Origin of the sequence: Aeromonas sp. SG16, from assembly GCF_024436135.1 — a bacterium.
Taxonomy (GTDB): Bacteria; Pseudomonadota; Gammaproteobacteria; order Enterobacterales; family Aeromonadaceae; genus Aeromonas; species Aeromonas jandaei.
The window spans coordinates 18,320-37,295 of record NZ_JANFNW010000009.1; the positions used below are offsets into that span (position 1 = coordinate 18,320).

The window sequence follows — 18,976 nt, forward strand, 5'->3', positions numbered from 1 at the left end:
TCAGGGGCGCGGCAGACGGGTGTCGGTGAGAGTGACAGCGGCCCGGGGGCCCGCGCTTAGATCCAGCCGCGCTCTTTGTAGTAGCGGGCAGCCCCTTCATGGAGCGGTGCTGAGAGCCCCACCTTGATCATGTCGGCCTCTTGGAGGTCGGCGAAGGCCGGGTGCAGGCGCTTGAAGCGATCCAGATTGTCGAACACCGACTTCACCAGCTGGTAAACCACTTCTGGGTCGGTCTTGGCGCTGGTGGAGAGCACCGCCTTGCCACCAATGGAGGGGGTCGGCTGGTCACTGCCCTTGTAGATGCCACCCGGAATTTCAGCCTTGGTGTAGTAGCTCTTCTCGGCCAGCAGCTTGTCGATCTCGGCGCCGGTGACCGGCACCAGCACGGCGTCAGTGGTGGTAGAGGCTTCCTGAATGGCGCCATTGGGGTGGCCGACGAAGTAGCTCATGGCATCGATGTTGTTGTCACCGAGGGCGGAGGCTTGTTCGGCCGGCTTGAGTTCGGAAACCAGACCGAAGTCGCCCTTCTGCCAGCCCTTGACCGCCATGATCTCTTCCATGGTGTCGCGCTGGCCTGAGCCCGGGTTACCGATGTTGACCCGCTTGCCCTTGAGATCATCGAAGCCGGCGACCTTGGCATCCTTGCGGGCCAGAATGGTGAACACCTCGCTCTGCAGGGAGAAGACGGCGCGCATGTCATCCATGGCTCCTTCCGCCTGGAAGGGGGGCAGCCCTTTCATCGCCTTGAACTGGTGATCGGATTGCATGATGCCGAAGTTGAACTCGCCGCTGCGGATGCCGTTGACGTTGGCTACACCGCCGCCGCTGGCCGGGGCGTTGCACTTGATCTGGTGATCGGACGCGCCGCGATTGAGGAAGCGGCAGATCGACTGGCCCGCCACGTAGTAGACGCCGGTCTGGCCGCCGGTGCCTATGGTCACGAAACGCTCCTGCGCCTGTACCGGGCCACCAAACGACACGCCGACCAGAGCAGCCGACAGGGCGCATGCCAGGGATAATCCTTTCATGTTTTCCATCCTTTTCATTGAGTTATCTCACCCGTTCCACGAGTGAATTTATGGCGAGCCTGCGGCGGGAGCCGGGCTGGCCGATAGGGCCTCGTACGAGGAAAAGGTCGGGCTGTTACCCCCTCCCAAAAAAGCCACCATCATCCTGCGGTGAGATAACCGGCATCCTGCCGGCAGAAGATAATTTGGCCCCTGAGGGGCCAAAGAAAAAGTTGTAACGGCTTCGATTAAGCACATCTCGCCAACAACAATCAAACAAAAGGGCAAAAAAGCAGCGTTTAATATCGAAAAGTTTGATGCCGATCATTAATTTGTTGATCGTGGATTAATTGTGCGGGAGTCGGGTGGGGAGTAGTGAGAGGTTTCTTTTGTAGCCCTTGCGTGGCAAGGGCTAGCGTCATATGAGATCAGTTTTCCGGGGCGGCCAGATCCAGGATAAAGGCGTACTCCAGCGCGATATCTTCGTAGGCTTTGAAGCGGCCCGACTTGCCACCGTGGCCGGCGTCCATGTCGGTGTTCAGTAACAACTTGTTATCATCCGTTTTCAGCTCGCGCAGCTTGGCGACCCACTTGGCGGGCTCCCAATACTGCACTTGCGAGTCGTGCAGCCCGGTGGTGACCAGCAGGTTGGGGTAGGCTTGCGCCTTGACCTGATCGTAGGGGCTGTAGCTCTTCATGTAGTCGTAGTAGCGCTTCTGGTTCGGGTTGCCCCACTCGTCATACTCCCCGGTGGTGAGGGGAATGGACTCGTCCAGCATGGTGGTGACCACATCGACGAAGGGCACCTGTGCCACCACGCCGCGATAGAGTTCGGGCGCCTGATTGATGACGGCGCCCATCAGCAGGCCGCCGGCGCTGCCGCCCATGGCGTAGACCTGATCCTTGGCACCGTAGCCTTGATCGACCAGCGCCTTGGTAACATCGATGAAGTCATTGAAGGTGTTCTGTTTTTTCAGCAGTTTGCCATCTTCGTACCAGTGGCGACCCAGCTCCTCGCCACCGCGGATATGGGCGATGGCGTAGACGAAGCCGCGATCGAGCAGGCTCAGGCGCGAACTGCTGAAGTCGGGATCCATGCTGGCGCCGTAGGAGCCGTAGCCATAGACCAGCAGCGGATTCTTGGCCGAATCGGCGAGACCTTTCTTGAACTTGTCCTTGCGATAGACCAGCGAAACCGGCACCGATACGCCGTCACGGGCGGTGATCCAGAGCCGTTCGCTGGCATATTGATCAGCCTTGAAGCCCGCCACCGGCTGCTGTTTGAGCAGGGTGCGCTGACCGCTAGCCATGTCCAGCTCATAGGTGGAGGAGGGGGTGGTCATGGAGGAGTAACCATAGCGCAGGGCGCTGGTATCCGGCTCCGGGTTGTAGGCGAGCCAGGTGACATAGGCTGGGTCGTCGAAGGCGATCTCCTTCTGCTCACCGCTCTGCCAGTTGACCTGACGCAAGCGGGTCAGCCCCTTGCTGCGCTCCTCCAGCACCAGCCAATCCTTGAACAGGGCATAGCTCTCCAGCAGCACCTCGGGGCTCGGGGCAATCACCGGTTTCCAGCGATCGACCGGGCTCTCCTTGGTTTCGTAGAGGCCGAAGTTCTTGCCGTCCTTATTGGAGCGCACATAGAAGCGGCCGCGGTAGTGATCCAGGCTGTATTCGTGATCCACCTTGCGCGGCAGGAACAGGCGCGGTGCGTGCTCCGGCAGGTTGGCATCGATCAGCCGCGCTTCGCCGGTGGTAGTGCTGGAGAGGGCGATGACGATGAAATCTTCCGAGGTGGTGGCGTAGAGGCTGACGTAGAAGGAGTCATCCTTCTCCTCGTAGACCAGCTTGTCCGTGGCCGGATCCGTACCGAGCGTGTGGCGGTAGACCTGATAGGGGAGCAAGGTCTGCGGGTGCTTGCGCACATAGAAGACGGTCTTGTTGTCGTTGGCCCACACCAGATTACCTGAGGTGTTCTCCAGCGTGTCGGCGGCCCACTTGCCGCTCTCCAGATCGAGGAACTGGATCTTGTATTGGCGGCGGGAGAGATAATCCTCCGCCACCGCCAGCCAGCGGTTGTTGCGACTCACCTCGAGGGCGCCGAGGGCATAGAACTCGTGCCCCTCGGCCCGCTGGTTGCTGTCGAGCAGCAGGCTTGCCTGCTCCTCTCCCAGCCTGGTGCGGGAGTAGATGGCGTACTCCTTGCCCGGTTCATAACGGGTCTGGTAGCGGTAGCCATTCTTCACATAGGGAACCGACTCATCCTGCTGGGGGATGCGGGCCACCATCTCCTTGTAGAGTTGCTCGCGCAGCGGCTTGGTCGGCTTGAGCATGGCTTCGGTGTAGGCGTTCTCGGCCTCGAGGTATTGCAGCACTTCCGGCGCCTGACGCTGGTCGTCACGCAGCCAGTAGTAGTTGTCGATCCGGGTGTCCCCGTGCTTTTTCAGCGTGCGGGGATGTTTGGCGGCCACGGGCGGCTGGATTGAGGTGTCAGGTGTCGTCATGGCAGGCTCTTCATTGGCATAAGTAGGGGGGAGAACTGTCAGAAAGGCTAGCAGCAGAACTCCTCGGGAAAAGGTAAACATGTCGCATCCTTGGCGCTGGAAAGGGTTGGCAGACCTGAGCATCGGCTCCATGAATTGGGGTTAAATCTGCCCCTTGTTGCCGATTGTTGCAAGCAATCCCTTGTTATTGAAGGAAAAGCAAACAAAAAAGGCCGCCATCTCGCGATAGCGGCCCCTTCTCTGGCCATGGGCGGCAAGAGTCCGCTCAGGTGTGCCTCACATGATAGTGGAGTGCCGGTTCATGGCCAGTTGTCGTCAGCCCGGGTAGCGCGACCAGCTGCTGGTCGTGCCCTCGTTGCTGATGCTCAATACCTCGTAGGGCTGGCCGGGAATATCCATGCCCGGCGCACTCTGGGGCATGCCCGGAATGGTCAGACCGCGGATGGCAGGCCGCTCCTTGAGGAGTTTCTTCACGTCGGCGGCCGGTACATGCCCCTCGATCACATAGCCATTTACGATACCGGTATGGCAAGAGGCCAGTTCCGGCGCGATACCGTATTGCTGTTTCACTGCGCCGAGCTGCTCGGTCTCGATGACTTCCAGTTCGAAGCCATTCTGCTCCATGTGCTCGTTCCAGCTTTGGCAGCAGCCACAATATCTGGATTTGTAGACGGTCATCTTCTCGGCCGCGAGGGCTGAAAAGCTGACGGTACCGGCCAGCATGGCCAGTAACAGGGGTTTGTACATAACTCACCTCAGATGAAAGAAAAGATGCCCGATACGGGATGACTTTCAGGCCTGAGTGCGAGGGGGGCGTTCGAGCCGCTCCAGCGGCGCTTCCGGCATATAGAGAGAGGGGGAGGAGAAGTCGGGATTATCCGGCTCCAGCACTGCCACCGTCAGGCTGTCACTGGCCAGCAGCGTCATCGAGAGCGCCGTGGTGAAGCTGCCGCAGGGCATCGCTTTTTCCAGCGAACGCTCGCTCTGGCTGCAGTGGGTGGTCAGGGTACAGAGGTCGGTTGCGGCCCGGCTGCCAAACGACATCAACACCAGCACCAGACTCCACAGGGGGAGCCAGCGACGGGCGTGAGCGAGTTGGCGACGGGTGAGAACCATGGAATGACTCGAAAATAACAAGGGGCACATGGTAACCCTGTGCCCCCGGGGAGGGTCAAGCCCTCCCCATAGTGCCCGTCAGCGCAGATTAAGGTTGCTGACGGGTGGCCGCCAGCACGATCTCGCGCACGCAGACGTTGGCCGGCTGGTTCCAGGCGTAGAGCACCGCCTCGGCGATCACTTCCGGCGCGATGACGCCGCCCATCTGATCTTTCCAGTCGTGGTAACCGGCCTTGATGCTCTCGTCGGTGGTGTGGCTGAGCAGCTCGGTCTCTACCGCACCCGGAGCTATGGTCACCATCCGCACGCCGACATCGGCAACCTCTTCGCGGATGTTCTCGGTCAGGGCGTGGACGGCGAACTTGGTGGCGCAGTAGGCGGCATGGTTCGGGAAGGTCTTGCGACCGGCTATGGAGCTGATGTTGATGATGGTGCCGCTGCGGCGCTCCTTCATCCCGGCCAGCACTGAGTGGACGCCGTTCAGCACCCCCATGACGTTGATGTTGAGCATCTGCTGCCACTCGGCCGGATCCTGCACGTCAGCCTGACCCAGCAGCATGACGCCGGCGTTGTTGACCATGCAGCCGACCGGGCCAAATTTGGCTTCCGCCTGCTGGACGGCGGCCTTCATGGCGGCGGTGTCGGTCACATCGACCCCGATGCAGAGGGTATTGGGCAGACCGAGTGCCTGCATCGGCTCGACCCGACGGGCCAGCAGCAGCAGCGGATGACCGGCAGCAGAGAAGGCTCGGGCGATGGCGGCACCGATCCCGGCAGAGGCACCGGTGATAACGACGAGAGCTTTGGACATGATTTTTTCCTTCAGATTCGATAGTCGGTTTGAGCCAACAAGCTGCTGGCCAGCGCGGAACAGGGTCACTATAGTCACTGCATCTATAAGTGATAAATATTGTTTTCCGCTGGTTATCATCTGAAAAAACTATGGTTGGGTTTATGCTGGATTTGCGACTGCTGCGTTTCTTCATCGCCATCTATGAAGAGAAGAACATCACGGCGGCGGCCGAACGCTGCCACGTCAGCCAGCCTTCTCTCTCGGCTGGGCTGCGCCAGTTGGAAGAGGCGCTCGGCGACAGCCTCTTCATCCGCGGCAAGAAGGGGGTGGAGGCGCGCGATCCTGCCCACTATCTCTATCCCCATGCGGTCAAGCTGGTGGAGGAGGCGCGTCGTCTGCCGGAGCTGTTTCGCCAGAAAGCGACGCGTGCGAGGCTCAATATCGCCATCATGCCCGACCTGAGCCGGCGTCGGGTGGCGGGGTTGCTGCAACGGGTACAGACGGTACTGCCCGAGCTGGATCTCACTCTCTCCGATTACGGCACGCCAGCCGACTGTCGGCTGACGCTGGACGCGCTGCGCCGGGAGGACGAGATCTTTCTGCCGCTCTGGGAAGAGGATTACGTGCTCTGCGTGCCGGTTGACCATCCCCTGGCCAGCAGAGAGAAAATCGAGCTGGCCGAGCTGCAACATTATGATTTTATTGAGTGCCCACCCTGCGAGGCCCATCAGCAGACCATAGGTCTGCTGGCCTGTGACCGACTTACCCTCAATCTGGTGGCCAAGGCCGAGAGCAAGGGGTTGGTGATGGCGCTGGTGCTGGCCGGGGTCGGCATCAGCTTTCTGCCGGACGGGCTGGTGGAGGATGAGGCGGGGCTCTGTACCTTGCCGGTAAGCGGGCCGCGGATGTTTCGCCGGATCGGGCTTTGCTATCCCGCTCATCAGACCCTCAATCCGGCGCTGCGGGAGCTGATCCCCGAGTTGGCAGGCCACGGTGCTTCCTGATAAGGTCGCTTTCCTGTGCATCTTTACGATGCGTCTGTCACACCCCTTTTCTCTTTTATCGCGCCAGCTCTGGCGCTTGTTCGGGTGATGTTGTCATGAAACGCATTCTGGTTATTTTTTCCCATCCCGCCTTGCAGGGCTCGCGGGCCAACAAGCAGCTGTTGCAGGCGATTGAGGGATTGGAGGGGGTCACGGTTCACGATCTCTACCACCACTATCCCGACATGTTCATCGATGTTAAGCGGGAGCAAGCGCTGCTGTCGGAGCACGATATCATCGTCTTTCAGCACCCGTTTTACTGGTACTCCTGCCCGGCCATCATGAAGGAGTGGATGGATCTGGTGCTGGAGTACGGCTACGCCTACGGCCCCGAGGCTCATGCCCTCAAGGGCAAGCAGTGGCTGAGCGCCATCACCACAGGTGGTGCGCCGGAGTCTTACTGCAGCGAGGGGTACAACAGTCGGCCGCTGCTCGATTTTCTGCTGCCCTTTCAACAGGCGGCCAGATTGTGCGGCATGAGCTGGCTGCCGCCTTTTGTGCTCCACTCGTTCCACAAGATCAAGGATCCCGCCGCCCTGCGCCGCTGCGGTCAGGATTATCGCCAGCTGCTGACGGCGTTGCGTGACGAGCTACTCACGCCGGAGCTGCTGGCCAGCCGCCCCTATCTGCGCGATCTGCTGGAGGTGCTCTGATGAAACATGGGCTGCATTTTGGCCGAGCTTATGAGCCGAGTCAGACGTTGAAACGGAGGGCTGACTGATGGGCCACGGGATCCTGTTCGATGCGTTTATCTACCTCTCGGCAGCGGTTATCGCGGTGCCGCTGGCCAAGCGCTGGGGGCTCGGTTCGGTGCTTGGCTATCTGCTGGCGGGGATCATCATAGGCCCCTTCCTGCTGGGGCTGGTGGGGGAGCAGAAGGATGTGATGCACTTCGCCGAGTTTGGCGTGGTGCTGATGCTGTTTCTGGTCGGTCTTGAATTACGCCCGGCCCTCTTGTGGCAACTGAAGGGGCCGATCCTCGGCACCGGTGGCCTGCAGGTGCTGCTTACCACGGCAGCGCTGACCGGCGTGGCGCACCTGATCGGTCTGCCGCTGCAACAGGGGCTGGCCATCGGCCTGATTCTGGCGCTCTCCTCCACCGCCATCGTGTTGCAGAGCCTGCAGGAGCGCAAGTTGATGCAGAGCGAGAGCGGTCGCTCCGCCTTTGCCGTGCTGCTGTTCCAGGACATTGCCGTCATTCCGATCCTGGCGATCCTGCCGCTGCTGGCCATGGCGCCGGTGAGCAACAATGGCAGCTCCGAGCTGGCGGGCTGGCAGCATGGCCTGCTGGTGGTGGCGGCTATCTCCGGCATCGTGCTGGGTGGCCACTATCTGATGCGGCCGGTGTTCCGGGCCATTGCCCAGTCCCATATGCGGGAGATCTTTGTCGCCGCCGCCCTGCTGCTGGTGATCGCCATCGCCGTGCTGATGGAGTCGGTTGGCCTCTCGCCCGCGCTCGGCTCTTTCCTCGCAGGTGTGGTATTGGCCGACAGCGAATACCGTCATGAGCTGGAGGCGGACATAGAGCCGTTCAAGGGGCTGCTGCTCGGCCTCTTCTTCATGTCGGTGGGGGCTGGCATCAACTTCGGCCTGTTTGCCGAACACCCTTTCCTCATCCCGACGCTGGTGGTGGGGCTGATGGTGCTCAAATGGCTGGTGTTGATGGCGCTTGGCTTTGTCTTGCGTATCTCGCCGAGCCAGCGCTGGACCTTCGGGCTAGCACTCGCTCAGGGCGGTGAGTTTGCGTTCGTGCTCTTTTCGTTTGCCGCGCAAAACCGGGTGCTGCCCGGCGAGACCATCTCCCTGCTGACGCTGGTAGTGGCGCTCTCTATGGCGCTGACGCCGCTGCTGCTGATCCTCAACGATCGGGTGATCCAGCCCTGGTTCGATTACCGTAACCAGAGCGAGGTGCCACAGCATGAGCAACCCGAATTGGTGGAGCATCCGGTGATCATCGCGGGCTTCGGTCGTTTCGGTCAGATCGTGGGACGTCTGCTGCACGGGCACGGCATCGGCACTACCATCCTCGAGCAGGACGCCAGCCAGATAGAGACGCTGCGCAAGTATGGCTATCAGGTCTTCTATGGCGATGCCAGTCGCCTTGATCTGCTGCATGCCGCCGGCGCTCACAAGGCCAAGTTGCTGGTGCTCTCCATTAACGACAGCGCTACTTCGCTGGCGGTGATCGAGATGGTGCAGAAGCACTTCCCGCACCTGAAGATCCTGGCGCGGGCGCAGGATCGTCCCCATGCCCACGAGATCCTGCGCCACGGTGTCGACAGCGTATATCGGGAGACGCTGGGATCAGCCGTGGATCTGGGGGTGGAGGCCCTGACCCAACTCGGTTTTCGCGCCAACCAGGCCTGGCGAGCGGGCCAGACCTTCAAACAGCACGACAACTGGTTGCTGCGCGAGCAGGTCAACTATCTCGACGACGAACACACCTATATCAACAAGAGCCTGCAATACCGGGAGATCCTCTCTGATCTGCTGCAAGACGACGAGGAGGGGCAGGAGCGTATTCATGCCCACAACTGGAACAGCGGGCTACCCGACGACGACAAGGAAGCAAAATGATTGCCTATTATCCCATGCTCAAACACCTGCACATGACGCTGGCGCTGGTCAGCCTGCTGCTGTTTGCCTACCGCTGGAGTCTGGCACTGTCCGGCAGTGCGCGGTTGCAGCAAAAGTGGCTGAAGATCCTGCCTCATATCAATGACACCTTCCTGCTGCTGCTCGGTGTTCTGCTGGCAGTGGCCTTGCAGCTGAGTCCGGCTCAGCAACCCTGGCTGCTGGCCAAGCTGATTGCTCTGGTGCTCTATATCGGTCTGGGTGTCATGGCGCTCAAGCGTCCGGCCCGTGGCCAGAAGCTGTTGGCCGGCTTGGCTGCACTGGCAGTGTTTGGCTATATGGTTGGCGCCGCTGTCACCAAGTCGCCCTGGTCATGGCTGATGTAAATCCGGTGAGGAGGAGAGCTTTCTCCTCCTCTTTTTATACGATTGGCTGTTAATCGTTGATTGAATGGTTTTTTATGCTGCCTCATTCATTTGATGCAGAGCTTTAATTTGATGTTTTTTCTGCAAATCTTTTCAGTTTTTAGCCTTCCTTGCTGATTGTTTTTATTTATAAATCAATCGCATAGTGCATTTTGTATGAAAATGGCGACAGTTGTTGCGGCAAAACTTGCGACATAGACTGTCGCAAGATGCCCTTAGCATACAGTCAACGCTAAACCAGTGAAGGCATGCACCATGAGTAAGAAGCTGTTACGACAACTGACCTTGGCGCGTTGCATCCCGCACCGCCCTTACAAGCTGACCGCCAGCCAACTTCAGGTAAAACTGGAAGAGGAAGGTATCCACGTCAGTCTGCGTACCGTGCAACGGGACCTGGAAGAGATGTCCGGCATGGGACTGTTCGACCTCACCTCGGACGAGCGCAGCAAACCCCATGGCTGGTGCTTCGAGCGCCACGGCCTCAATGACTTTGCCAACATCATGCCGCTCTCGCTGGCCGTTGCGCTGAAAACCTGGAGCGACCAGGCCAGCCAGCTGTTGCCCGCGAGTGTGTTGACCGAATTGAATCCGCTGGTCGACAAGGCCAGTCAGGTGATCCGCGACAGCCAGAGTGAACTGGCCGAACGCTGGCTGGAGAGTGTGCACCAGTCGCCGCGCCCGTTTGCCGGCAACCCGGAGATCCGCCGCAGCACCCTGATCCGCGATGCCTTGTGGCGTGGCCGCAAGTTCAGCGCCGAGATCCAGCGGGTGATCAAAGAGCGCACCGTGTGGCTCTGCTACGACCGTATCAATCCGCTCGGCATTCTCAATCAGCCGGATGGTCCGATCCTGCTCTGTACCCTGTCCGAGCTGGACCCCAAGGTTTATGGTATTCCGTTCGACCATATCAAGAACGTGGAGCTGACCAACTTCAGCGCCACCCAGCCGAAGGATTTCAATATCCAGAAGCTGATCCGCGATCAGGGTTATCAGGATGTGAGCGGCCCGATCCGCTTTGTCGGCCGGATCGATGCCAACAGCCAGTCGCTGGTGGATAACCAGATCCCGGGCAACAACCCGCGGATGACCCGCTATGACAAGCGCAGCGTGGTGGTGGAGACCGAAGTGCAGGACACCCCTGAGTTTCGCAGCTGGTTGAACAATATCGGTGGCGAGCTGGAGGTGCTGGCACCCGAGTCGCTGCGCAGAGCCTATCTCAACCCGGGCAATCGGGTGAGCTGAGCGGTACGTTTGGCACCATAGTGAACATCGCAAATAGCCGGCCCCAGTGCCGGCTTTTTTTTGTGGTTTTTTTGAGCATATTTATTCAACTTATTTTTAAGCTTTTACGGCGAAATTGAACCGTTTTCCCTGGCCATTCCGGTGCAGGATTGCCGTGTAAGAGATCTGCCATAGCTGCTGTAGGAGGCTGGCGCTTTAACCCGTGCGCGAAGCTAGTCAGGGTGGAGTCCACTTTCCATTGAAACTAAATAAGTTATTGATTTTAATCTATTATGTTTGCAGTCCACTTTGTCTGATAAACGGTTGGCAGGATCTTTCTCCAGAAATCCCCCTTGTTCTGATCCGGCAACGCTTTACTATGGGTCTCACAAGGACGGAGCTGGTTCTGCAGGACGCAGAGCAGCGCATAAAGATGGAATAGTTCGCAGGATGTGAACAGGGACACCTCAGGATGAGTTCGATGGTCTGGATGACTGTCGTCACGGATGAACGAGGGAACACCGCGGGATGCGGCAGGGATACTCTCAGGACGAGAGCAGGACGAACAGGACATCGTTCTTCAGGATGAGCAGGAACTCGCTGGATGCGGGCAGGATTCTTCAGGATGAAGCGAGATAACCCGGATGGTTATCGGTCAGGAAGACGTAGGGAACCCCACAGGACGTGGTAATGGACACCTCCAGGACGGAGACAGTGAAGCAGTTCGGGATGAATTGCCAAGCCAGGAAGGCTGAGGACACGCCAACGGATTGGAAAGGGGATATTCCAAGGGATTAGGATAACGTCAGGGATTGCAGGGAGCATTGCAGTTCTACGGACAGGACGACACGACTATAGGGGACGGCGAAAGCCGTCCCCTTTTCTTTTATACCTGATCCTGATTTTTTGGTCGCTGGGCAGCACTGACAATCTCCTGCAGGCGATGGCGAATATCCACCATGCCGAATACGCCGAAGACCAGCACGCCGACAAACTCGGCCTTGGTCACTTCGAAGTATCGTTTGCAGGCAGCCCTGATCATGCTGGCCTGTAGCCAGTGGAACAGGGCGACAATCACGCCGCAGACCGGCAAAAAGCCGTTCAGTTTGCCGGGTAGGGGGGCGATAAGACTCATCAGTACGCCAAACCAGAAGAACAGCACCAGCCCCATCGCCAGCAGATTAAATACCCGCTTCATTGTTTACCTCCCTTACATAGAGTTGATAACAGACCTGACCGGCCTGTTTGTCCTTGAGTAGTTGCCAGCTGGCGGGTAGCGCCAGATCGGCCATCTCCTTCTCCCGCTCCAGATAGATGAGGGCATCGGGGGCCAGCCAGCCGCGCTGTTCCAGCAGTTCGCAAACTTGCGGCAGCAGATCCCGACGAAATGGCGGATCGAGGAACACCAGATCAAATGGTGTCGCCGGGCCTTGCAGCCAGCTCACTGCATCGGTCTGGAATACCTGACCCTGTGTGCTGCCGAGAGTGGCCAGATTCTTTTTGATCTGCTCTGCCGCCCCTCTGTCCATCTCGATCAGGGTTACCTGCTCGGCGTAGCGCGACAGCGCCTCCAGACCCAAGCCGCCGCTGCCGGCAAACAGGTCGAGGCAGCGGGTGCCGCGGATGTGGGGAGCCAGCCAGTTGAAGATGGTCTCCTTGACGCGATCCGTGGTGGGTCTGAGCCCTTCCACATCCTTGACCGGCAATTTGCGGCCTCGCCACTGGCCGCTGATGATTCTTACAAAGCCTGATTTTCCTTGCGGGACAGGGCTTTTGCTCGGGTTGCTACGGCTGGATTTCACTCTGGGCATCGCGTTTCATCGTCAGAAAATAAAGTGGTAGTATAAGGCGGTTCATTTTTATGCCGACCCGCCAAGGGACGGCTATCTTAGCAGTCAGCCAACGAAGTGAGTATTTTTTAGATGGCAAAAGGTTTGTTTTCCTGGCTGGGTTTCGGCCGCAAGAAAGAAGAGGCTGAGGCTGTCCAACCACAGACACCCCAAGCCACCCCGATTACCGCTGAGCCTGAGGTCGCTGCTACCCCCGCTCCCGTTTCCGATGTGATTGTTTCCGATAGTACGCCGGCCGTTGCACCCGAAGTGCCCGCCAGCGCACAGAATCCCGTTTTGCACGACGATTGCTGCCCGCCAACCGAGCTGGATGATCATGGTCCGCTGGTGGTGGAGGAGTGCGCCTCCGATCTGGAGCCGGTGATCGTCAACGAATCCCTGATGGCAGAAGAGGAGCGTGCCGCCGCAGAGGCGCAAGCTGCCGAAGCTGCCCGTGTTGCCGCCGAGGTTAAAGCCGCAGAAGCCCGTGTGGCGGAAGAGGCGCGTATTGCCGCTGAAGCCCGTGCGGCGGAAGAGGCGCGTATTGCCGCTGAAGCCCATGCGGCGGAAGAAGCTCGTATTGCCGCTGAAGCCCGTGCTGCGGAAGAGGCGCGTATTGCTGCCGAAGCCCATGCTGCAGAAGAGGCTCGCATTGCTGCCGAAGCCCGCGCAGCGGAAGAGGCTCGTATTGCTGCTGAAGCCCGCGCTGCGGAAGAGGCGCGTATTGCTGTCGAAGCTCGCGCTGCGGAAGAGGCGCGTATTGCCGCTGAAGCCCGTGCGGCGGAAGAGGCTCGTATTGCTGCTGAAGCCCGTGTGGCGGAAGAGGCGCGTATTGCCGCTGAAGCCCGTGCGTCAGAAGAGGCGCGTATTGCCGCTGAAGCTCAGGCTGCGGAAGAAGCCCGTATCGCCAAAGAGGCCCAGCGAGCGGAAGATATGCGCTTGGTCGCTGCGATGGAGGCTGAGGCCGCCGCCCTGGCAGCTCTGCCGCTGGCCGCCAAGGTGGACGACGACACCCAGGACAAGCCGCAGCGGGAGGGCTTCTTTGCTCGCCTCAAGCGCAGTCTGGTGCGCACCAAGGAGAATATCGGTTCCGGTTTCTTCGGCCTGTTCCGTGGCAAGAAGATCGACGATGAGCTGTTCGAAGAGCTGGAGACCCAGCTGCTGACCGCCGATCTTGGCGTCGACACCACCACCCGCATCATCGAGGGGCTGGTGCAGCATGCGGACCGCAAGCAGCTCAAGGATGCCGAGGCGCTCTATGGCCTGCTCAAGCAGGACATGGGCGAGATGCTGGCCAAGGTAGAGCAGCCGCTGGTGATCGACACCAGCAAGAAGCCTTACGTGATCCTGATGGTCGGCGTGAACGGCGTCGGCAAGACCACCACCATCGGCAAGCTGGCCAAGCAGTTCCAGGCCGAGGGCAAGAGCGTGATGCTGGCCGCTGGCGATACCTTCCGTGCCGCTGCGGTCGAGCAGCTGCAGGTATGGGGTCAGCGCAACAATATTCCGGTGATTGCCCAGCACACCGGCGCCGACTCCGCTTCCGTTATTTATGACGCCATCGAGGCTGCCCGCTCCCGCGGGGCTGATGTGCTGATCGCCGATACTGCCGGCCGCCTGCAGAACAAGAGCAACCTGATGGAGGAGCTCAAGAAAGTGGTGCGGGTGATGAAGAAGCTGGACGAAGAGGCGCCCCACGAGATCATGCTGACTCTGGATGCCGGCACCGGCCAGAACGCCCTGAGCCAGGCCAAGCTGTTCAGCGAGGCAGTGGGCCTGACCGGTATCACCCTCACCAAGCTGGATGGCACGGCCAAGGGCGGCGTCATCTTCGCGGTGGCCGACAAGTTCCAGATCCCGATCCGCTATATCGGGGTGGGCGAGGGGATCGACGATCTGCGTCCCTTTGTCGCCAACGACTTTATCGAGGCCCTGTTTAGTCGCGATGAGTAAACATCCCATGCCCCGACTTCGGTCGGGGTTTGTCAATGTCAGGGAACCGTTATGATTCGTTTTGACAAGGTCAGCAAGGTATACAGCGGTGGCCATCAGGCGCTGCAGAAGGTCAGCTTTCACCTGCGCAAGGGGGAGATGGCCTTCCTGACCGGACACTCGGGGGCGGGCAAGAGTACCCTCCTCAAACTGATCAGCGTGATGGAGCGACCGACCGATGGTCGCGTTTTCTTTCATGGCGACGATGTCAGCCATATCCAGCGCAGCCAGATCCCCTATGTGCGCCGCCAGATCGGGATGATCTTTCAGGATCACCGGCTGCTGATGGACCGCACCGTGTTCGACAACGTGGCGTTGCCGCTGGTGATCGATGGCTACAGCCATGCGGACATCAACAAGCGGGTTGCCGCGGCGCTGGACAAGGTGGGGCTGCTCGGCAAGGAGCGCTACCAGCCGCGCATGCTCTCCGGTGGTGAACAGCAGCGGGTCGGCATCGCCCGTGCCATCGTCAACAAGCCGCCGTTGCTGCTCGCTGACGAACCGACCGGTAACCTGGATCCCCAGCTCTCCATGGATATCATGCGGCTGTTCGAGGAGTTCAACCGCTTCGGTGTCTCCGTGCTGATCGCCACTCACGATCTGGGGCTTATCGCCCGCATGCGCTATCGCACCCTGACCCTCAAGGCGGGGCGGATGTATTCGGCAGGGGAGGAGCTCTGATGGCTATCGTTCGTCACAAGCAGCCGCCGCTGCGCCGTTTGATGATGTACGGGGTTGACCACGTGCGTCAGGCGTTTGCCAGTCTGGGTGAGCTGTGGCGCAACCCGCTCGCTTCCCTGATGACGCTGGCAGTGCTTGGCGTCAGTCTGGCGCTACCCTCCTGCTTCCACGTGTTGCTGAAAAATGCCGAGGTGGTGGAGGGGAGCTGGCAGACCAGCTCCCAGATCTCCCTCTATCTGCGCAAGGATCTGCCGGAACAGAGCATTCTCGACCTGCAGCACAGGATCCTGCTCTACCCCGAGGTAGATTCGGTCACCTATATGAGTCGTGACGATGCGCTGCGGGAGTTTCGCGAGATCTCCGGTTTCGGCGATGCCCTCGACTACCTCGACAGCAACCCGTTACCACCGGTGCTGAGCGTCATTCCGGATCCGCGCTGGCAGAATCCGGAAGGGGCCGCCGAGCTGCTCGGCAAGCTCAACAACGAGGATGGCGTGGAACAGGGCAAGCTGGATCTGCAGTGGCTGACCCGGTTGCAGGGGATCATGAACCTGCTGCGCCACACCATCACAGGCATCGCTGTGCTGCTGCTCTCCGCCGTGCTGCTGATTGTCGGCAATACCCTGCGCCTCAACATCCTCAACCAGAGATCCGAGATCGAGGTGCTGAAACTGGTGGGGGCGACCGATGCCTTTATTCACCGTCCTTTCCTCTATACCGGCATCTGGTTCGGAGTCATCGGTGGCATGCTTGCCTGGTGGCTGACCGAGGTGATGGTGATCTGGAGCGAGGGGGTGGTGAAAGAGCTGGCGGGCTTGTATAACAGTAACTTCCAGCTGGTTGGCATGGGTCTGGTGGACGGGGTGAACCTGATCCTGCTGGGCGCTCTGCTGGGGCTGATTGCTTCCTGGTTCTCGGTTCACCGCCACATTCGCGACATCGAGCCTTCCTGATTAATTTATCAACATTGTGAATTGCTGGATTTTGCGAAGCGGATCAAGTAAAAGAGTGGCCGTTTCTGGCTTGGCCACTCTTCTCGGAGTATTCTGAATAACGGCGATCTTCAGGATCTTTGCTGGATCCTGTGAACCTTCTGCTTTATAAGCAGTCAAATAGCTGAACGAATTTATACGAGTGTGGCCCCTATGCCTTGCTCGTCAGACTTGGCAAGCATGTGAAGGTTGCGAGCTCCGCAACAATGGACTTAGCATGCTACTTTTCGGGGGTCCTTCATTGTGACCCCCTTTTTTTGACTGTTCATTCATGATTCATCCTGCGGGCATAAGATAAGCCAGTCTAAAGCTGGGCTTGTGATCTATGATGTAAGCCGCAGAATGAGACCCGGTCAGTAGACAGTCCCTCTTGGGGTGTTAGACTGGTTCGATTGAAAAGTAAGAGGTAACAGATGGGAACTTCATTGCAGCGCACTATGGCTTTGATTCCGCAAGGTAGTCTGGAAGGCTATATCCAGGCAGTAAACTCTATTCCGGTGCTGAGCGCAGAGGAAGAGCGTGAGCTGGCTGAGCGTTTGCAGCAGGATGGCGATCTCGAGGCTGCCCGTCAGCTGGTTATGTCGCACCTGCGCTTTGTCGTTCATGTCGCCAAGAGTTATGCCGGTTACGGTCTGCCGCAGGCCGATCTGGTACAGGAAGGCAACATCGGTCTGATGAAGGCGGTCAAGCGCTTCGACCCGAGCGTCGGAGTGCGCCTGGTCTCCTTCGCTGTGCACTGGATCAAGGCCGAAATTCACGAATATGTTCTGCGCAACTGGCGCATGGTCAAGGTGGCAACCACCAAGGCCCAGCGCAAGCTCTTCTTCAATCTGCGCAAATCCAAGAAGCGTCTGGGCTGGCTGAACCACGAAGAGGTGAAGGCCGTGGCTGCTGATCTCGGGGTTTCCGAGAGCGACGTGACCGAGATGGAAGCGCGCATGAGCAACTACGATCAGGCGTTCGATCTGGTTGGCGATGATGAAGATGAGGGTGGTTTCGCACCGGTTCACTATCTGGAGGACAAATCCTCCGATCTGGCCGCGACCATCGAGAACGACAACTGGGACGATCACGCGACCCGCCGTCTGAGCTCGGCGCTCTCTTCTCTCGACGAGCGCAGCCAGCACATCATCCGCGCCCGCTGGCTCGACGATGACAGCAAGACCACTCTGCAGGAGCTGGCCGATACCTACGGTGTCTCCGCCGAGCGAGTGCGTCAGCTTGAGAAGAACGCGCTCAAGAAGCTGAAAGATGCCATGGAGGCTTGATGCCTCCGCGCTGAAAACAGGGCCTGATGGCCCTGTTTTTGTTTCTGCCGCCGGTAATCGGGGCTTGCCCTGATAACCCTTGGGTATGTTATGTTGCCGCCACAGCCACATGATGGAGAGCAGAAGTGAAACTGTTGAAGGACCTGTTTACCAATAACCGTGAGTGGGCCGAGCGGATCAAAGCGGAAGATCCCGCCTTCTTTGCCACCCTCTCTGCCCAGCAGGCTCCCGAATACCTCTGGATCGGCTGCTCCGATAGCCGGGTGCCCGCCAACCAGCTGATGGGGCTGCTGCCGGGGGATGTCTTCGTTCACCGCAACGTCGCCAATCTGGTGGTTCACACCGATTTCAACTGCCTCTCGGTGCTGCAATATGCGGTCGAGGTGCTCAAGGTGAAGCACATCATCGTCTGCGGTCACTATGGCTGCGGCGGGGTCAAGGCGGCGATGCAGAATCAGGAGCTGGGGCTCATCGACAACTGGCTGCGCAACATCAAGGATGTCTACTTCAAATATGGCGAAGAGCTGGAGGCCATCGAAGATGAGCACGAGCGCTTCGACTATCTGTGCGAGCTGAACGTGGCCGAGCAGGTGGCCAACGTCTGCCACACCACCATCATCCAGAACGCCTGGCGCAAGGGGCAGGAGCTGGCCGTCCACGGCTGGATCTACGGGATCAAGGATGGCTTGCTGCACGATCTCGATCTCTGTATCAGCGGGCCGGATCAGATCCCAGACGTCTATCGCGCCTGGCCGGACATGCGTCCGCCCCACCGTCGGCGCTAAGGAGCATCCCGTTGGCGCCTGCCCTCTACCTGCAGATCAAGCAGCATATTCTGGATCGGATCCGCGAACGCCACTATCAGGCGGGGGACAGGATCCCGACCGAAGCGGCCCTGTGCGAGCAGTTCACCGTGAGCCGGATGACGGTCAACCGGGCACTGCGTGAACTGGTGGCCGAGGGGTGGCTGGTGCGTACCGCCGGTTCCGGCAGCTTCGTGGCGGACCGGCGCACCGAATCGCCACTGCTGGCCATTCGCAACATCGCCGACGAGATTGCCGAGCGGGGCAGCGAATACAGCGCCCGGGTGATCCGGCTGCAGCGGCTGGCCGCCGACGAGAAGGTGGCGGTGCAGCTGGGACTGCGAGTTGGTGCCCCCATCTTCCACAGCCTCATCGTTCATCAGGCTGATGGCGAGCCGCTGCAACTGGAGGAGCGGTTCGTCGATGCCGAGCGGCTGCCGGGTTATGGCGAGCAGGATTTCACGAAGCAGACGCCCAACCGCTATCTGATGGAGCTTTGCCCCCTCTCCGAGATGGAGCACGTAGTGGAAGCCGTGTTGCCCAGCGCCGGTGAGGCGGGATTGTTGCAAATTCGCGTGGATACACCCTGCCTATTGTTGCACAGGCGCACCTGGTCGGAGGGGCATCTGGTCTCCTACGCCAGATTGCTCTCCCCCGGTTCCCGCTACAAGCTGAGCTCCAAGGCGCAGCTATCTTGATTGTCTATACAAATCGATTCTTCTCAAGCCCAC

18 protein-coding genes are annotated in these 18,976 nt (G+C 59.5%); 11 read left to right on the forward strand and 7 right to left on the reverse strand.

The genetic code is table 11. The features are described 5' to 3' along the window. Positions 1 to 56: 56 nt before the first annotated feature. The 5 genes from NOM67_RS17615 to NOM67_RS17635 form a co-directional block, all read right to left on the reverse strand. A complete protein-coding gene (locus tag NOM67_RS17615) occupies positions 57 to 1,028 on the reverse strand; it encodes a TAXI family TRAP transporter solute-binding subunit (protein ID WP_041209596.1) in 972 nt (323 codons plus the stop codon). Between the two features lie 407 nt (positions 1,029 to 1,435). After that, complete coding sequence (locus tag NOM67_RS17620; RefSeq protein WP_255938963.1) at positions 1,436 to 3,589, reverse strand: S9 family peptidase; 2,154 nt, start codon at positions 3,587 to 3,589, stop codon at positions 1,436 to 1,438. Between the two features lie 234 nt (positions 3,590 to 3,823). After that, positions 3,824 to 4,255: a DUF411 domain-containing protein gene (locus tag NOM67_RS17625; protein WP_071914065.1), complete on the reverse strand. Its 432-nt coding sequence runs from the start codon at positions 4,253 to 4,255 to the stop codon at positions 3,824 to 3,826. 45 nt (positions 4,256 to 4,300) lie between these two features. Next, positions 4,301 to 4,624 (reverse strand): hypothetical protein, encoded by a 324-nt coding sequence (locus tag NOM67_RS17630; protein WP_255938964.1) that lies wholly within the window; start codon positions 4,622 to 4,624, stop codon positions 4,301 to 4,303. An 88-nt stretch (positions 4,625 to 4,712) separates the two neighbouring features. Next, positions 4,713 to 5,435: an SDR family oxidoreductase gene (locus tag NOM67_RS17635; protein ID WP_043850995.1), complete on the reverse strand. Its 723-nt coding sequence runs from the start codon at positions 5,433 to 5,435 to the stop codon at positions 4,713 to 4,715. A 143-nt stretch (positions 5,436 to 5,578) separates the two neighbouring features. Between NOM67_RS17635 and NOM67_RS17640 the strand changes: the two genes are divergently transcribed. From NOM67_RS17640 to NOM67_RS17660, 5 genes are all read left to right on the forward strand, one after another. After that, the gene (locus NOM67_RS17640; RefSeq protein WP_041209599.1) at positions 5,579 to 6,421 is read left to right on the forward strand and encodes a LysR family transcriptional regulator; all 843 of its coding nucleotides are present in this window, start codon (positions 5,579 to 5,581) and stop codon (positions 6,419 to 6,421) included. A 95-nt stretch (positions 6,422 to 6,516) separates the two neighbouring features. Next, a complete protein-coding gene (locus NOM67_RS17645; RefSeq protein ID WP_255938965.1) occupies positions 6,517 to 7,113 on the forward strand; it encodes an NAD(P)H-dependent oxidoreductase in 597 nt (198 codons plus the stop codon). 67 nt (positions 7,114 to 7,180) lie between these two features. After that, the gene (locus tag NOM67_RS17650) at positions 7,181 to 9,037 is read left to right on the forward strand and encodes a monovalent cation:proton antiporter-2 (CPA2) family protein (protein WP_041209601.1); all 1,857 of its coding nucleotides are present in this window, start codon (positions 7,181 to 7,183) and stop codon (positions 9,035 to 9,037) included. After that, positions 9,034 to 9,420: a SirB2 family protein gene (locus tag NOM67_RS17655; RefSeq protein ID WP_255938966.1), complete on the forward strand. Its 387-nt coding sequence runs from the start codon at positions 9,034 to 9,036 to the stop codon at positions 9,418 to 9,420. The genes NOM67_RS17650 and NOM67_RS17655 overlap by 4 nt, the downstream gene beginning before the upstream one ends. A gap of 294 nt (positions 9,421 to 9,714) precedes the next feature. Beyond that, a complete protein-coding gene (locus tag NOM67_RS17660; protein ID WP_033112583.1) occupies positions 9,715 to 10,701 on the forward strand; it encodes a YafY family protein in 987 nt (328 codons plus the stop codon). An 865-nt stretch (positions 10,702 to 11,566) separates the two neighbouring features. On the opposite strand, the gene NOM67_RS17665 is transcribed toward NOM67_RS17660, so the two are convergent. Both NOM67_RS17665 and rsmD read right to left on the reverse strand, forming a co-directional pair. Beyond that, positions 11,567 to 11,878 (reverse strand): DUF1145 domain-containing protein, encoded by a 312-nt coding sequence (locus NOM67_RS17665; protein ID WP_255938968.1) that lies wholly within the window; start codon positions 11,876 to 11,878, stop codon positions 11,567 to 11,569. Then, positions 11,862 to 12,491: a 16S rRNA (guanine(966)-N(2))-methyltransferase RsmD gene (gene rsmD / locus NOM67_RS17670; protein ID WP_255938969.1), complete on the reverse strand. Its 630-nt coding sequence runs from the start codon at positions 12,489 to 12,491 to the stop codon at positions 11,862 to 11,864. Before rsmD ends, NOM67_RS17665 begins: the two co-directional genes overlap by 17 nt. A gap of 111 nt (positions 12,492 to 12,602) precedes the next feature. On the opposite strand from rsmD, the gene ftsY reads away from it, so the two are divergent. The 6 genes from ftsY to hutC all read left to right on the forward strand — a co-directional run bounded on the left by ftsY (position 12,603) and on the right by hutC (position 18,943). Beyond that, on the forward strand, positions 12,603 to 14,462 hold the full coding sequence (gene ftsY / locus NOM67_RS17675; RefSeq protein ID WP_255938971.1) for a signal recognition particle-docking protein FtsY: 1,860 nt from the start codon (positions 12,603 to 12,605) through the stop codon (positions 14,460 to 14,462). A 51-nt stretch (positions 14,463 to 14,513) separates the two neighbouring features. After that, positions 14,514 to 15,182 carry a cell division ATP-binding protein FtsE gene (gene ftsE, locus NOM67_RS17680; RefSeq protein WP_033112579.1) on the forward strand — a complete coding sequence of 223 codons (669 nt, stop codon included), beginning with the start codon at positions 14,514 to 14,516 and terminating at the stop codon, positions 15,180 to 15,182. Next, positions 15,182 to 16,135 carry a permease-like cell division protein FtsX gene (gene ftsX / locus NOM67_RS17685; protein WP_041209605.1) on the forward strand — a complete coding sequence of 318 codons (954 nt, stop codon included), beginning with the start codon at positions 15,182 to 15,184 and terminating at the stop codon, positions 16,133 to 16,135. Before ftsE ends, ftsX begins: the two co-directional genes overlap by 1 nt. Before the next feature lie 452 nt (positions 16,136 to 16,587). Continuing rightward, positions 16,588 to 17,442, forward strand: coding sequence for an RNA polymerase sigma factor RpoH (rpoH, locus tag NOM67_RS17690; RefSeq protein ID WP_041209606.1), 855 nt, complete (start codon positions 16,588 to 16,590; stop codon positions 17,440 to 17,442). Between the two features lie 125 nt (positions 17,443 to 17,567). Continuing rightward, positions 17,568 to 18,227: a carbonate dehydratase gene (gene can, locus NOM67_RS17695; RefSeq protein ID WP_033112576.1), complete on the forward strand. Its 660-nt coding sequence runs from the start codon at positions 17,568 to 17,570 to the stop codon at positions 18,225 to 18,227. An 11-nt stretch (positions 18,228 to 18,238) separates the two neighbouring features. Then, positions 18,239 to 18,943: a histidine utilization repressor gene (hutC, locus tag NOM67_RS17700; RefSeq protein ID WP_042032267.1), complete on the forward strand. Its 705-nt coding sequence runs from the start codon at positions 18,239 to 18,241 to the stop codon at positions 18,941 to 18,943. Positions 18,944 to 18,976: the final 33 nt, after the last annotated feature.

Excerpts from the sequence above, each read along its gene's own strand:
- NOM67_RS17615 (WP_041209596.1), bottom strand. The coding sequence starts at position 1,028 with ATGAAAGGATTATCCCTGGCATGCGCCCTGTCGGCTGCTCTGGTCGGC.
- NOM67_RS17620 (WP_255938963.1), bottom strand. The coding sequence starts at position 3,589 with ATGTTTACCTTTTCCCGAGGAGTTCTGCTGCTAGCCTTTCTGACAGTT.
- NOM67_RS17625 (WP_071914065.1), bottom strand. The coding sequence starts at position 4,255 with ATGTACAAACCCCTGTTACTGGCCATGCTGGCCGGTACCGTCAGCTTT.
- NOM67_RS17630 (WP_255938964.1), bottom strand. The coding sequence starts at position 4,624 with ATGGTTCTCACCCGTCGCCAACTCGCTCACGCCCGTCGCTGGCTCCCC.
- NOM67_RS17635 (WP_043850995.1), bottom strand. The coding sequence starts at position 5,435 with ATGTCCAAAGCTCTCGTCGTTATCACCGGTGCCTCTGCCGGGATCGGT.
- NOM67_RS17640 (WP_041209599.1), top strand. The coding sequence starts at position 5,579 with ATGCTGGATTTGCGACTGCTGCGTTTCTTCATCGCCATCTATGAAGAG.
- NOM67_RS17645 (WP_255938965.1), top strand. The coding sequence starts at position 6,517 with ATGAAACGCATTCTGGTTATTTTTTCCCATCCCGCCTTGCAGGGCTCG.
- NOM67_RS17650 (WP_041209601.1), top strand. The coding sequence starts at position 7,181 with ATGGGCCACGGGATCCTGTTCGATGCGTTTATCTACCTCTCGGCAGCG.
- NOM67_RS17655 (WP_255938966.1), top strand. The coding sequence starts at position 9,034 with ATGATTGCCTATTATCCCATGCTCAAACACCTGCACATGACGCTGGCG.
- NOM67_RS17660 (WP_033112583.1), top strand. The coding sequence starts at position 9,715 with ATGAGTAAGAAGCTGTTACGACAACTGACCTTGGCGCGTTGCATCCCG.
- NOM67_RS17665 (WP_255938968.1), bottom strand. The coding sequence starts at position 11,878 with ATGAAGCGGGTATTTAATCTGCTGGCGATGGGGCTGGTGCTGTTCTTC.
- rsmD (WP_255938969.1), bottom strand. The coding sequence starts at position 12,491 with ATGCCCAGAGTGAAATCCAGCCGTAGCAACCCGAGCAAAAGCCCTGTC.
- ftsY (WP_255938971.1), top strand. The coding sequence starts at position 12,603 with ATGGCAAAAGGTTTGTTTTCCTGGCTGGGTTTCGGCCGCAAGAAAGAA.
- ftsE (WP_033112579.1), top strand. The coding sequence starts at position 14,514 with ATGATTCGTTTTGACAAGGTCAGCAAGGTATACAGCGGTGGCCATCAG.
- ftsX (WP_041209605.1), top strand. The coding sequence starts at position 15,182 with ATGGCTATCGTTCGTCACAAGCAGCCGCCGCTGCGCCGTTTGATGATG.
- rpoH (WP_041209606.1), top strand. The coding sequence starts at position 16,588 with ATGGGAACTTCATTGCAGCGCACTATGGCTTTGATTCCGCAAGGTAGT.